General features: G+C 75.1%; 12 protein-coding genes and 1 pseudogene. 6 read left to right on the top strand and 7 right to left on the bottom strand.

Annotated elements, in window-relative coordinates:
- Positions 1 to 44: 44 nt before the first annotated feature.
- Positions 45 to 3,314: an error-prone DNA polymerase gene (locus ACFVHV_RS07255; protein ID WP_359900134.1), complete on the top strand. Its 3,270-nt coding sequence runs from the start codon at positions 45 to 47 to the stop codon at positions 3,312 to 3,314.
- 12 nt (positions 3,315 to 3,326) lie between these two features.
- Here ACFVHV_RS07255 and ACFVHV_RS07250 read toward each other — a convergent pair whose 3' ends face one another.
- Positions 3,327 to 4,151 carry a TIGR03084 family metal-binding protein gene (locus ACFVHV_RS07250; protein ID WP_380349450.1) on the bottom strand — a complete coding sequence of 275 codons (825 nt, stop codon included), beginning with the start codon at positions 4,149 to 4,151 and terminating at the stop codon, positions 3,327 to 3,329.
- Positions 4,152 to 4,312: 161 nt separating this feature from the next.
- On the opposite strand from ACFVHV_RS07250, the gene ACFVHV_RS07245 reads away from it, so the two are divergent.
- A complete protein-coding gene (locus ACFVHV_RS07245) occupies positions 4,313 to 5,089 on the top strand; it encodes a LuxR C-terminal-related transcriptional regulator (protein WP_359900138.1) in 777 nt (258 codons plus the stop codon).
- On the opposite strand, the gene ACFVHV_RS07240 is transcribed toward ACFVHV_RS07245, so the two are convergent.
- Genes ACFVHV_RS07240 through ACFVHV_RS07230 form a run of 3 tightly spaced genes read right to left on the bottom strand, consistent with a single transcriptional unit; the run spans position 5,082 to position 7,870 of the window.
- The gene (locus tag ACFVHV_RS07240) at positions 5,082 to 6,617 is read right to left on the bottom strand and encodes an AMP-binding protein (protein WP_359900140.1); all 1,536 of its coding nucleotides are present in this window, start codon (positions 6,615 to 6,617) and stop codon (positions 5,082 to 5,084) included. The two genes, ACFVHV_RS07245 and ACFVHV_RS07240, sit on opposite strands and share 8 nt — an antisense overlap.
- A gap of 51 nt (positions 6,618 to 6,668) precedes the next feature.
- Complete coding sequence (locus ACFVHV_RS07235; RefSeq protein ID WP_380349552.1) at positions 6,669 to 7,085, bottom strand: MerR family transcriptional regulator; 417 nt, start codon at positions 7,083 to 7,085, stop codon at positions 6,669 to 6,671.
- A 20-nt stretch (positions 7,086 to 7,105) separates the two neighbouring features.
- Positions 7,106 to 7,870, bottom strand: a complete 765-nt coding sequence (locus ACFVHV_RS07230; protein WP_380349446.1) for an SDR family NAD(P)-dependent oxidoreductase — start codon at positions 7,868 to 7,870, stop codon at positions 7,106 to 7,108.
- Between the two features lie 215 nt (positions 7,871 to 8,085).
- On the opposite strand from ACFVHV_RS07230, the gene ACFVHV_RS07225 reads away from it, so the two are divergent.
- The 3 genes from ACFVHV_RS07225 to ACFVHV_RS07215 are packed head-to-tail and all read left to right on the top strand — an operon-like array spanning position 8,086 to position 9,483.
- On the top strand, positions 8,086 to 8,544 hold the full coding sequence (locus tag ACFVHV_RS07225; protein ID WP_380349443.1) for a group II truncated hemoglobin: 459 nt from the start codon (positions 8,086 to 8,088) through the stop codon (positions 8,542 to 8,544).
- Positions 8,545 to 8,561: 17 nt separating this feature from the next.
- Positions 8,562 to 9,086, top strand: a complete 525-nt coding sequence (locus tag ACFVHV_RS07220) for a GNAT family N-acetyltransferase (protein WP_359900197.1) — start codon at positions 8,562 to 8,564, stop codon at positions 9,084 to 9,086.
- 10 nt (positions 9,087 to 9,096) lie between these two features.
- Positions 9,097 to 9,483: a VOC family protein gene (locus ACFVHV_RS07215; RefSeq protein ID WP_359900145.1), complete on the top strand. Its 387-nt coding sequence runs from the start codon at positions 9,097 to 9,099 to the stop codon at positions 9,481 to 9,483.
- 15 nt (positions 9,484 to 9,498) lie between these two features.
- On the opposite strand, the gene ACFVHV_RS07210 is transcribed toward ACFVHV_RS07215, so the two are convergent.
- Together ACFVHV_RS07210 and ACFVHV_RS07205 are read right to left on the bottom strand one after the other, a co-directional pair.
- Positions 9,499 to 10,092 (bottom strand): maleylpyruvate isomerase N-terminal domain-containing protein, encoded by a 594-nt coding sequence (locus ACFVHV_RS07210; RefSeq protein WP_359900147.1) that lies wholly within the window; start codon positions 10,090 to 10,092, stop codon positions 9,499 to 9,501.
- 126 nt (positions 10,093 to 10,218) lie between these two features.
- A pseudogene (locus tag ACFVHV_RS07205) lies at positions 10,219 to 11,000 on the bottom strand (dioxygenase).
- 117 nt (positions 11,001 to 11,117) lie between these two features.
- On the opposite strand from ACFVHV_RS07205, the gene ACFVHV_RS07200 reads away from it, so the two are divergent.
- On the top strand, positions 11,118 to 11,582 hold the full coding sequence (locus tag ACFVHV_RS07200) for a MarR family transcriptional regulator (protein ID WP_359900199.1): 465 nt from the start codon (positions 11,118 to 11,120) through the stop codon (positions 11,580 to 11,582).
- Here the strand turns inward: ACFVHV_RS07200 and ACFVHV_RS07195 are convergent.
- A complete protein-coding gene (locus ACFVHV_RS07195; protein ID WP_380349440.1) occupies positions 11,579 to 12,895 on the bottom strand; it encodes an RNA polymerase sigma factor in 1,317 nt (438 codons plus the stop codon). The two genes, ACFVHV_RS07200 and ACFVHV_RS07195, sit on opposite strands and share 4 nt — an antisense overlap.
- Positions 12,896 to 12,937 lie beyond the last annotated feature (42 nt).

Below are 12,937 nucleotides of genomic sequence, written 5' to 3'. Positions count from 1 at the left end.
CGGGGGGAGTGGAACGAGCACGAGAACGACGAAGGCAACCCCCGATGGGCTTCACCAGCCACCCCACCCTCCCCTGGAGCGAGCTGCACCGCCGGCTGACCGGCACGGCGCCGGACCGCACGGTCGTCCCGCTGCGCCGCCCCGCTCCCGAGCCTGCCCCCGCTCCCGAATCCCCTCCCGCTCCGGCGGAGCCCGAGTCCGGTCCCGGCCCCGGCCCCGGCCCCGGGAGGGCCGCCGAGCCCTGGGCCGAGCTGCACGTCCACTCCGCCTTCAGCTTCCTGGACGGCGCCAGCGACCCGGAGGACCTGGTCGCCGAGGCGGTCCGGCTGGGCGTGGAGAGCCTCGCGATCACCGATCACGACGGCCTGTACGGGGCCGTCCGGCTCGCCGAGGCGGCCCGGGGCACGGGCCTGGCCACCGTGTTCGGTGCCGAGCTGACCGTCCGCGGCGGCGGGGCGGAGGAGCACCTGCTGGTCCTCGCCCGCGACCCGGCCGGCTACCGCCGCCTCTCCGCCGCGATCGCCGCCGCCCAGCTGGCCGGCGGTGCCAAGGGCAGTCCGGTGTACGACCTCGCGGCGCTCGCCGGGGCGCACGACGGCCACTGGGCGGTGCTCACCGGCTGCCGGCTCGGCCGGGTCCCCGCCGCGCTGCCCGACCGGGGCGAGGCCGAGCGCCGGCTCCGTACCCTCACCGAGGCGTTCGGCCGGGAGAACGTCCACGTCGAGCTGATCGACCAGTGGCTGCCCGGCGACGACCGGCGCAACGACGCCCTCGCCGCCCTCGCGGCGACGGCGCGGCTCCCCGTCGTCGCCTCCACCAACGCCCACCACGCCGGCCCCGCCCAGGGCCGCCTCGCGCAGAGCCTCGCCGCGCTGCACGACCGCCGCACCCTCCAGGACGCGGTCGGCTGGACCAGGGCGGCCGGCACCGCGCACCTGCGCTCGGGCCGCGAGATGGCCGGCCGGCTGGCCCGCTTCCCCGGGGTGCAGCGGGCCACCGCCGAACTCGGCCGGGCCTGCGCCTTCGACTTCGCCCGGCTGGATCCGGAGCTGCCCGGTTTCCCCGTGCCCGAGGGCGAGAGCGAGATCAGCCACCTGCGCGCCCTGGTCGCGGCCGGCGGCCCGGGCCGCTTCGGCCCCGGCAACGCCGCCGCCCGCCGCCAGCTCGGCAGGGAGCTGGACGTGATCGAGGACCTCGACCTGGCCGGCTACTTCCTGATCGTGCACGACATCGTGGACTTCTGCCGGAGCCGGGACATCTGGTGCCAGGGCCGCGGCTCGGCCGCCAACTCGGCGGTCTGCTACGCCCTCGGGATCACCGCCGTCGACCCGATCCACTACAAGCTGCTGTTCGAGCGCTTCCTCTCCACGGCCCGGGACGGGCCGCCCGACATCGACCTGGACATCGAGAACCGCCGCCGCGAGGAGGTCATCCAGTACGTCTACGGCCGCTACGGGCGCGAGCACGCCGCCCAGGTCGCCAATGTGATCACCTACCGGCCCCGGCTGGCGATCCGCGACGCCGCCCGGGTGCTCGGCTACCCGCAGGGGCAGGTGGACGCGTTCAGCCGGCAGACCGACTTCCGCTCCGCCCCCGGCGCGGACGCCGTCATCCCCGCCGACGTGCTCCAGCTCGCCACCCAGCTGCACGGCCTGCCCCGGCACCTGGGCATCCACTCGGGCGGCATGGTGCTCACCCGGGAGCCGATCGGCGAGATCTGCCCCACCGAGTGGGCCCGGATGCCCGGGCGCTCCGTGCTCCAGTGGGACAAGGAGTCCACCGCCGGCGCCGGACTGGTGAAGATCGACCTGCTCGGCCTCGGCATGCTGGCCGCCCTGCACGACGCCTGCGACCTGGTCGCGGAGCACCACGGTCTGCGCTACGACCTGGCCACCATCCCGGACGACGACGAGGGCGTGTACGCGATGCTGCGCCGGGCCGACACCGTCGGCGTGTTCCAGGTCGAGTCCCGGGCGCAGATGGCGACCCTGCCCCGGCTCAAGCCGGACCACTTCTACGACCTGGTGGTCGAGGTCGCGCTGATCCGCCCCGGACCGATCCAGGGCGGCTCCGTCCACCCGTACCTGCGGCGCCGCGCCGGGGCGGAGCCGGCCGGCTGCCCGCACCCGCTGATGGAGAACGCGCTCGGCAAGACCCTGGGGGTGCCGCTGTTCCAGGAGCAGATGATGCAACTCGCCATCGACTGCGCCGGGTTCACCCCGGCCGAGGCCGACCGGCTGCGGCAGGCGATGGGCGCCAAGCGCTCGCACGAGCGGGTCGCCCGGCTGCGCGACCGGCTGCTGGGCGGGATGGCCGAGCGCGGCATCCCGCCCGAGGTGGCGGAGGACGTCTACGGCAAGATCGAGGCCTTCTCCAACTACGGCTTCCCGGAGAGCCACGCGATCAGCTTCGCCTACCTGGTGTACGCCAGCGCCTGGCTGAAGCACCACTTCCCGGCGGCCTTCACCTGTGCCCTGCTGGCCAACCAGCCGATGGGCTTCTACTCGCCGCTCAGCCTGGTCGCGGACGTCCGCCGGCACGGCGTGCGGGTGCGCGGGGTGGACGTCAACGCCAGTGGGGCGCGGCCCACCCTGGAACCGTACCGGGGGCCGACCCCCGGGCCGCCGCTGACGGCAGGGCGCCCGCAGCCGGCGATCCGGCTCGGCCTGGAGACGGTGCGCGGCATCGGCACCCCGCAGGCCGAGGCGGTCGTGGCCGGGCAGCCGTACGCGGACCTGGAGGACTTCGCCCGCCGCACCGGCCTGCCCGGGCCCGCCCTGGAGGCGCTGGCGACGGCCGGGGCCTTCGACTGCTTCGGGTTGACGAGGCGTCAGGCGCTGTGGGCGGCAGGGGCGTTCGCCGGGATCTCGGCCGATCTGATCCCCGGCACCACGCCCGGTACCGAGGCGCCGGAGCTGCCCGGGATGAGCCCGGTCGAGGAGACCATCGCCGACCTGTGGGCCACCGGCACCTCCGCCACCAGCCACCCGCTCCAGCACCTGCGTGCCCGGCTGGAGCGCGGCGGCGCCCTCTGTGCCGACCGGCTCCCGGACGTACCGCCGGGAACGGCGGTGGTGGTCGGCGGCCTGGTCACCCACCGGCAGCGGCCGCCGACGGCCGGCGGGGTGCTCTTCCTCAGCCTGGAGGACGAGACCGGGCTGATCAACGTGATCTGCAACCGCCCGGTCTGGGAGTCCCAGCGCCGCACCGCCCTGGACCGGGCCGGGTTGCTGGTGCACGGGCACATCGAGCGCGACCGGGGCGCCACCAACCTGATCGCCACCCGGCTCGCCCCGCTCCGGATCGGCCTCTGAGCGGGGCGGTCCCTACGCCCGCGCCTCCGGCTGCCGCCCCTTGCCCGGTGCCCCGGCGAAGGCCTGGGCGATCGGGAGCCAGGCGGTGGCGACCGGCCCGGTGGCGGTGAGGGCGAGGTCGTCCCGGTGGCGGCGCTGGGTCACCAGCAGGCAGAAGTCCAGGGCGGGGCCGGACACCACGTCCTCGGCCCCGGCCGGGCCGATGGACCAGGTCCCGCCGTCCGGCGCGGTCAGGTCGAGCCGGACCGGCCGCTCGGGCGCGGGCAGTCCGTGCAGGGCGAAGGCGAAGCCCAGGGTGCGCAGCCCCAGGTGGGCGATGTGCCGCAGCCGGTCGGTGGGCTCACGGGTGGCGCCGAGTGCGTCCGCGACGTCCTGGCCGTGCGCCCAGGTCTCCATCAGCCGGGCGGTGGCCATCGAGGCGGGCTTCATCGGCGGGCCGAACCAGGGCAGCCGGACGTCGGCCGGGGCGGCGGCGAGTGCGGCCAGCACCTGCGCCCGACCGGCCCGCCAGCGGGCGAGCAGTGCCGCGGGCTCGGCGGCCGCACCCGTGCGGGCGCCCTCCTCGACCGGGTCGGCGCCGGCCGCCACCAGCTCGGTGAAGCGTCCGCCGAGCGAGGCGCCGAAGCCCTCCGGGTCGCGCGCGGCCAGGGCCGTCCAGTCGTCGGTCCAGGCCAGGTGGGCGATCTGGTGCGCCACCGTCCAGCCCTCGGCGGGCGTCGGGCGGGCCCAGCCCCCGGCGGGCAGTCCGGCGACCAGGTCGTCCAGCACCGCGCTCTCGTCCCGCAGGTCCGCCAGCAGTCCGCCCAGGACGTCGCCCGGGGTGTTCGGGTCGGTCATCGGTTTCCCTCCGGTCGAAGGCGGTTGCCGTCCGGCAGTTGCTACCCGCCGGTAGCGTACGGGCGCACCCTATGCCCGCCCGGCCGCCGGTGTCCGCGACTCCACGAAACACGCATGTCAGGACTCTCGCCACCGGCCCCACCGCGTGTGACAATTCCGCGATGACCAGGGCTGCGGACCCCCACCTTGCGCAACCCGTCGCCGACGCTGCGCGACCCGACGACCCCGAACTGGCCGCGCGCGCCGCCGAGCTGGTGCGGGACGCCGTGCTCGGTGACCTCGCCCGCCGGGTGGTGGCCGAGTGCGGTGTCGACGTCGGCCTGGTCGGCGTGCCCGAGCCGCTGCCCGGCAGCCGCCCCGACAGCGAGGGCATGGTGCTGCGGCACTGGGCCGGCACCCGGGCCGACCTGCTGCACGACGTCCCCGTCCCGGCCGGACTCGGCCTCGGCGGCCGGGCGCTCGCCGAACGCGCGCCGACCTGGGTGCCCGACTACCGTGCGGCGACGACGATTTCGCACCACTACGACGCGGCCGTGGCCGCCGAGGACCTGTACGCGATGCTCACCGTCCCGCTGCTGGACGGCGGCACCGTGCACGGCGTGGTGTACGCCTCGCTGCGCACCGTCGTCCCGTTCGGGGACGTGCGGATCTCCGCGGTCGGCACGCTGGCGAGGGCGGCGGCCCGGGCGCTCGCCGGGGCCGCCGCCTGGAGTCGCGAGCGGCCCCGGAAGGCCGCCCCCGTACCGCCGTTGACCCCGCGCGAGCACGAGGTGCTGCGCTGGGCGGCGACCGGCCGGACCAACCCGGAGATCGCCGCCCGGCTGGGCCTGACCTGCAACACGGTGACGGGCTACCTCAAGTCCGCGATGCACAAGCTCGGCGTCCGCAACCGGACCGAACTCGCCCTCGCGGCGCGGGAGTCGGGGCTCGTCAGTTGACCTGGCGCTCCCGCCCGGTCCAGTACGGCTCGCGCAGCCGGAACTTCTGCAGCTTCCCGGTGGCGGTGCGCGGCAGGGCGTCCCGGAACTCCACCGTGGTGGGCGACTTGTAGCCGGCCAGCCGCTGCTTGCAGTGCGCGATCAACTCGGCCTCGGTGACCGCCTCGTGGCCCTCCCTGAGCACCACCAGCGCCTTCACCGTCTCGCCCCACTTCTCGTGCGGCACGCCGATCACCGCCGTCTCGGCGACCGCCGGGTGGTCGTACAGGCAGTCCTCCACCTCGATCGAGGAGACGTTCTCCCCGCCGCTGATGATGACGTCCTTCTTGCGGTCGGAGATGGTCAGCTGCCCGTCCGTGAGGGTGCCGCCGTCGCCGGTGTGGAACCAGCCGTCCCGCAGTGCCTCGGCCGAGGCCTCCGGCTGCTGCCAGTAGCCGTCCAGGACGGTGTTGGAGCGCACCAGCACCTCCCCGGACGGATCCACCCGCAGCTGGGTGCCGAGCGCCGGGGCGCCCGCCTGCACCAGCTTCTCGGCCCGCTCGGCGGCCGGCAGCGCGTCCCACTCGGCCCGGGTGCGGTTGACCGTGACCGCGGGGGAGGTCTCGGTCAGGCCGTACAACTGCATGAACTCCCAGCCCAGCTGCTCCTCGACCTGCTGCACCACCGAGGTCGGCGGCGGGGCGCCGGCCACGATCATCCGCACCCGGTCCCGGCCGGGCACCGGGCCGTCCAGGTCGGCGGCCGCGTCCAGCACCATCTGGACCACGGCCGGCGCGCCGGACAGGAAGGTCACCCCGTGCCGCTCGACCCGGCGCAGGATCTCCGCGCCGTCCACCTTGCGCAGCACGATGTGCCGGGCGCCCAGGCCGGTGAGCGAGAACGGCAGGCCCCAGCCGTTGGCGTGGAACATCGGCAGGGTGTGCAGGTAGACGTCCCGGTCGTTCGCGCCGTAGTGCAGGCCCATCAGCGTCGCGTTCAGCCAGATGTTGCGGTGGGTGAGCTGAACGCCCTTGGGGCGGGCGGTGGTTCCGCTGGTGTAGTTGATGGTGGCGGTGTCGTTCTCGTCGACCGCGTACCGCCGCGGGGTGCCGTCGAAGTCGTACAGCACGGCGTCGCTGTCCGCGCCCAGCACGAACTTGTGCTTGGCCACCACCCCGTGCAGGGAGTCGGCGACCTCGGGGTCGACCAGCAGCACCGAGGCGCCGCTCTGCTCGACGATGTACGACACCTCCTCGGCCTTCAGCCGGAAGTTCACCGGCACCAGCACCCGGCCGTGCCCGCTCACCCCGAAGAAGGAGGTCAGCAGCCGGGCCGAGTTGTGCGAGACGACCGCGACCCGCTCGCCCGGCCCGACGCCGAGCCGGTCCAGCCCGGCGGCCTGGGCCCGGGCCAGCTCGGCGACCCTGCGGTAGCTCAGCTCGCCCCAGGATTCGGCCGGCTGCACCGGCTCGTCGACGATGCCGACCCGGTCGCCGTAGACCAGCTCGGCCCGGTCGAGGAAGTCCATCACGGAGAGTGGAATCTGCATGCGCCCACTGTCCTCCCCCGTCCGCGCCCTGCACACCCCCGAACGGGGGTGTCACCCGCCGGTGGGCGCCGGGCTGGCGTCAGCGGGCGCCGGGTCGGTGCCCGCGGGCACCGGATCCGCCTCCCCGGCCGCCGTCAGCGCCGCCACCAGCCGGTCGCGGGCCTCCGTCTGGGCGGCGATCCGGCGCTCCAGCACCGCCAGCCGCTCCCGGGCGATCCCCAGCACCCGTGCGGACGGCCGGCCCGCCAGCACGTCCCCGTCCAGGCACCCCAGCAGCGGCCGGAGGTCCTCCAGGGTGAGCCCGGCGGCGACCAGCGCGCGGATGTTGCGCACCCGGACGACCGCCGACCCGCCGTACTCGCGGTAGCCGTTCGGCGCCCGCCCGGACTCGATCAGCCCGGCCTGCTCGTAGTGCCGCAGAGCGCGCGCGGTACTGCCCGTCCGGGCCGCCAGCTCGCCGATCCGCACCGCCACCCGTCCCCTCCCGGTCAGCCCACCAGCGCGCCGCCGTCCACCGAGAACACTACGCCGGTCACGAACGAGGCCTGCGGCGAGGCCAGTTGGGTGATCGCCCAGGCCACCTCCGCCGGGCGGCCGATCCGGCCCAGCGGGGTGTGCTCGATCTGCCACCGCCGGATCGCCGCCCGCTGCTCGGGGCCGTACCCGGAGTGCTCGCCGATCGGTGTGTCGATCGCCCCGGGCGCCACCGCCACCACCCGGACCCCGCGCGGCGCCAGCTCCACCGCCCAGCTGCGGGTGACCGTCTCCAGCGCCGCCTTGCTCGCCGCGTACACCGAGTTGCCCGGCCAGCCCCGCTGCCCGACGGCCGTGCTGACGTTGACCACCACGCCCCGGCTCCGCTCCAGCTCGGGCAGCGCGGCCTGCCCGAGCAGCACCGGGGCGACCAGGTTGGTGGCCAGCAGCGCCTCGACGCCCGCCCGGTCGAAACCGTCGAGGCCCTGCCGGCTCTGCACGATCGCGGCATTGTTGACCAGCACGTCCAGCCGCCCGAACCGCTCCACGGCCACCCGGACGATCTCCTCCGGCGCGTCCGGCCCGGTCACGTCCGCGGTCAGCGGCTCGATCAGCGCCGGGTGCGCGGCCGCCGTCCCGGCCAGCGGTTCGAGCCGCCGTCCCACCGCCAGCACCCGCGCCCCCTCGGCCGCGAAGGCCCGCGCCGTCTCCCGCCCGATCCCCGTCCCGGCCCCGGTGACCACCACGACCCTGCCCCGCGTCCCGCTCTCGTCGTCCATGGCCCCACCCTGCGACCCTGCCGCCAACGTCAGGGTCAAGCGGGAGCCCCGCCCGGCGCTCGCCGAACCCGCCGTACCCGCCGCTCGCCGTACCCGCCGCTCGCCGAACCCGGCGCTCGCCGAACCCGGCGCGAACAGCGGGCCCCGGCCAGCTGTTCGCGCCCCAGCCTGCTAGGAAGGTCGCAACGCACGGTCCAACCACGGGGAGCACACCCATGAACGATCAACGGTCCGGCCCGCTCTACGAGGCCGTCGGCGGCATCGACGCCCTGCGCCGGCTCAGCCGCACCTTCTACCGGGACGTCCTCGCCGACCCCCTGCTCGCCCCGGTCTTCGCCGACTTCACCCCCACCCACATCGAGCGCGTCGCGGTCTGGCTGGCCGAGGTCTTCGGCGGCCCGGCGGGCTACACCGGTGAACTGGGCGGTCACCAGGCGCTGCTCCGCGCCCACCTGGGCCTGGCCATCACCGAGGAGCAGCGGCTGCGCTGGATGGAGCTGATGGCCGAGGCCGTCCGCGCCGAGCTGCCCGAGGACGAGCTGCTGCGCCGCCGGGTGCTGGAGTACTTCGACTGGGGCACCAGGATCGCCGAGGACGTCTCCGCCTCCCCGGTCGGCACCGACCTCGGCGATCCCGGCCCGACCCCGCGCTGGGGCTGGGAGGGCCTCAAGTGACCGTCGCCGCACTGCCGATGGCCGACGGCCTGCTGCTGCGCCCGTTCGAGGACGCCGACGCGCCGGCCCTGATCGAGGCCTACCGGGACGAGACCCTGCGCCGCTTCCTCCGTACCCTGGTGGACGACGCCGACCAGGCCGCGCACTGGCTGCGCGCCCAGGAGGAGGGCCGGGCGGCCGGCACCCGGTACAGCTTCGCCGTCCTGGACGGCGGCGAGCTGGTCGGCAACGTCGCGCTCAAGTACCCCGCCCCCGGCGGGGGGACGGCGGAGGTGGGGTACTGGACGACCGCCCCGGCCCGCGGCCGGGGGGTGGCCCCGCGCGCGGTGGAGGCCCTCACCACCTGGGCCTTCGCCACCTTCGCCGAGGACGGCCTGCGCCGGATCGACCTGCTCCATGCGGGCGACAACCACGCCTCCTGCCGGGTCGCGGAGAAGAGCGGCTACGCCTTCACGGAGATCGTCCCGGCCTTCCCGCCGTACCCGCTGGACGGGCACCGGCACTCCCGGAAAAGGCTGGACGAAATCGAACGGTGCAGGTGAGAGTGGACGCATGGCTTCTCTGGTACGACATGTGACGATCGACTGCGCCGACCCGCACGCCCTGGCCGCCTTCTGGGCCCGGGCGCTGGAGGGCACCCTGGGGGAGGACGACAACCCCGGTGACGACGAGGCGCTGGTGGACTCCGCCGGCGCCTCGCTGCTCTTCATCCGGGTGCCCGAGGGCAAGTCGGTGAAGAACCGGACCCACCTCGACCTCCAGCCGCAGGACCGCGGCCGGGACGAGGAGGTGGAGCGCCTGGTCGCCCTGGGCGCCACCGTGCTGGCCGACCACCGCACCCCGGACGGCAAGGGCTGGGTCACCCTGGCCGACCCCGAGGGCAACGAGTTCTGCGTCGAGCGCAGCCAGGCCGAGCGGGTCGCGACCGGGGCCGCCTGACCGGTCGGGCCGGCCTCACTCCGGCCACTCGCCCACGGCCGCCCGCCAGATCCACGAGGACTCGCGCGGGCGGCCGTTCAGTTCCCCGCGCCCGGTGCACCAGAGCAGGACCTCCGCCGGGTGGGCGGCCGGCTCCTGCGGCGCGTGCGGGAAGAGCCGGTCGAGCACGAGGCGGCACAGCTCGGCGGGCGGCCGCCAGGGCAGGCCGAGGCCGCTGGTGATGTCGTGGGTGTGCAGCAGGGTCTCGGCGACGCCCATGGCGGCGAAGCCGGACGGATCGCAGGGCCCGTGGTGGTAGGCGCGCAGCTCGGGCGGGGCGGCGTCCAGGGCGGTGGCGAGGAGCTGTCCGGCGGCGGTGACCACGGTGAGCACCTGGGCCGGGTCGGCCTCGGGCCGGACGGTGAGGTCCAGCGGCAGGTAGCGGTCCCGGGGGCGGGCGGCGAGCTGGCCGGCGTAGGCGAGCAGGTCGTGGGCGATGTGGGCGGCGGTGTCGCGGCAGCTCCATTCCAGGAGTCCGGCGGGCAGGTCCCAGTCGCGGTCCGCGGTGTGCGGGGCGAGGACCGCCAGTGAGGCTTCCAGGGCGGTTCGTACGGCGTCGCCGTTGCGCATGATCACTCCTTCGACGGAGCGTCACACGATAGGCCGGACGGCGGGGTCGGGGTAGCCCGGGTGCACCGGCGGGCGCCCCGACCGCCGTTCCTCGCGCGGAACCCCGGGAGGTTCCGCACGAGGGGTTCAGCCCAGCTGGATCGAGCGCTTGGCCAGGCCCATCCAGAACCCGTCGATGACGCTGCGCTGGCTGTCCAGGTCGCCCTCGCCGGCGCCGAGGGTGACGAACAGCGGGGCGAAGTGCTCGGTGCGGGGGTGGGCGAGGCGTCCGGCCGGGGCCTTGTGCTCGAAGTCGAGCAGCGCGTCCAGGTCGTGGGCCTCCAGGGCGCGCCGGCCCCAGTCGTCGAACTCGGCCATCACCGAGGTGATCCGGCCGTCGTTGCTGAGCGCCCGGAGGTTGTGGGTGAAGAAGCCGCTGCCGACGATCAGCACGCCCTCGTCGCGGAGCGGGGCGAGCTTGCGGCCGATCTCCATCAGCCGCTGCGGGTCGAGGTGGGCAGCGAGACCTGGAGCACCGGGACGTCGGCGTCCGGGTACATCTCCACCAGCGGGACGTACGCGCCGTGGTCGAGTCCGCGCTCGGGGATGTCCTGGACGGGCGTGCCGGGGGCGCGCAGCAGCTTGCGCACGCGTTCGGCGAGTTCCGGTGCGCCGGGGGCGGCGTACTGGACCCGGTAGTAGTGCTCGGGGAAGCCCCAGAAGTCGTACACCAGCGGGACGGTGGTGACGGCGCCGAGGGCGAGCGGGGCCTCCTCCCAGTGGGCGGAGACCATGAGGACCGCCCTGGGTCGGGGCAGGTCGGCGGACCAGGCGGCCAGTTCGCCCGGCCAGACCGGGTCGTCGGCCAGCGGCGGCGCGCCGTGCGACAGGTACAGGGCGGGCATGCGCTCGGGGGCCGCGGTGCTCATGGCGTCCTCCTCGGGACCGTTCGACAGGGATAGTTCAAATTTGAACCGTCTATGGGATCGACGGTACACCTTCGTTCGAATTTGAACAACAGGAGTAGGCTTCACCCCATGCCCTCACTGAACGAACCCCGCTGGCTGGACCCGGACGAGGCGGCCGCCTGGCGGGGCTTCGTCGTCGCGAGCAACCTGCTGAACCGGCGGCTGGAACGCCAGCTCAAGGAGGACTCCGGGCTCTCCCACCAGCAGTACGAGATCCTGGTGCACCTGTCCGCGGCCCCCGGCGGCTCGCTGCGGATGACCGAACTCGCCGACAAGCTGGTCACCTCCAAGAGCGGCCTGACCTACCAGGTCACCCAGCTGGAGCGGGCCGGCCTGGTCGCCCGCCGCTCCTGTCCCAGCGACGTGCGCGGCGTCATCGCCGAACTGACCGACCAGGGGCGGGAGGCGCTGCGCCAGGCCGCGCCCGGACACGTCGCCCTGGTGCGCGAGCTGCTGATCGACGTGCTCACCCGCGAGCAGCTCGCCGTGCTCGCCGAGGGCCTCGGCACGGTCAGCGCCCGGCTGCGCCTGGAGGACGCCTAGTCTGCTGCGGGCCCCGGCCCCGGCCCTGGCCCCGGCCCCTGCGACCTGCCCCGGCGTCCTGGCCCGGCCTGGTCGGGCGCCGTCGCCCGCTCCAGCAGCAGCTGCCGCTCCCGCTCGTTGCGGGTCAGCCCCGCCGCCCGCTCGAACTCCGCCCGGGCCTCCGCCACCCGCCCCAGCCGGGCCAGCAGATCGCCCCGCACGCTCGGCAGCAGGTGGTAGCCGCGCAGCGCCGGCTCCGCCGCCAGCTCGTCCACCAGCTCCAGTGCCGCGGCCGGGCCCCGGGCCATCGAGACCGCCACCGCCCGGTTCAGCGCCACCACCGGGGACGGCGACAGCGCCAGTAGCCGCTCGTACAGCGCGGCGATGGTCGCCCAGTCGGTGTCCTCGTACCGCCGCGCCTTGGCGTGGCAGGCGGCGATCGCGGCCTGGACCGAGTACGGCCCGGTTCCCGCCCGCCGCAGGGCGTCGAAGCCGCGCCGGATCAGCAGCCCGTCCCAGCGGGCCCGGTTCTGCTCGGCCAGCAGCAGCGGCCGACCGTCCGGGCCCGTCCGGGTGGCCGTGCGCGAGGCCTGGAACTCCAGCAGCGCGGCCAGCCCGTGGGCCTCCGGTTCCGCCGGGATCAGCGCGGCCAGCACCCGAGCCAGCCGCAGCGCGTCCTCGCACAGCTGGGGGCGGATCAGGTCGTCCCCGGCGGTCGCCGAGTAGCCCTCGTTGAAGATCAGGTAGATGACCTCCAGCACCGAGGAGAGCCGCTGCGCCCGGTCCTCCCCGTACGGCACCTCGAACGGCACCCCCGCCTTCGCCAGCGTCCGCTTGGCCCGGACGATCCGCTGCGCCACCGTCGACTCGGGCACCAGGAAGGCGCGGGCGATCTCCGGCGTGGCCAGCCCGCCGAGCAGCCGGAGGGTGAGGGCGATCCGGGACTCCGCCGACAGCGCCGGGTGGCAGGCGGTGAAGATCAGCCGCAGCAGGTCGTCGTCGATGTCCTCCGGCCCGGCCGGCTCCGGGGGCGGCGTGTCCTGCGCCGTCCGTCCCACCTCGGCGAGCTTGCGGGCGTAGACCTCCCGGCGGCGGACCAGGTCGATCGCCCGGTGCCGGGCGGTCGCCGTCAGCCAGGCGCCCGGATTGTCCGGGACACCCTCCTGCGGCCACTGCTCCAGCGCGGCCACCAGTGCGTCCTGCGCCAGTTCCTCGGCGATGCCCACGTCCCGTACGATCCGGGCGACCCCGGCGATGATCCGGGCGGACTCGATCCGGAACGCCGTCTCGACGGCCGCCGCCGTGGTTCCTCGGGTAACAACCCTCTCCGTCACGGCCACCCATCAGAGCAGCCGCCGGAGAGGGGGGCAAGCACG

It is taken from the genome of Kitasatospora sp. NPDC127116 (genome assembly GCF_042677365.1).
Lineage (GTDB): Bacteria > Actinomycetota > Actinomycetes > Streptomycetales > Streptomycetaceae > Kitasatospora > Kitasatospora lactacystinica.
The sequence above is the reverse complement of the archived record's forward strand: the minus strand, read 5'-3'. Positions and strand labels throughout refer to the sequence as shown.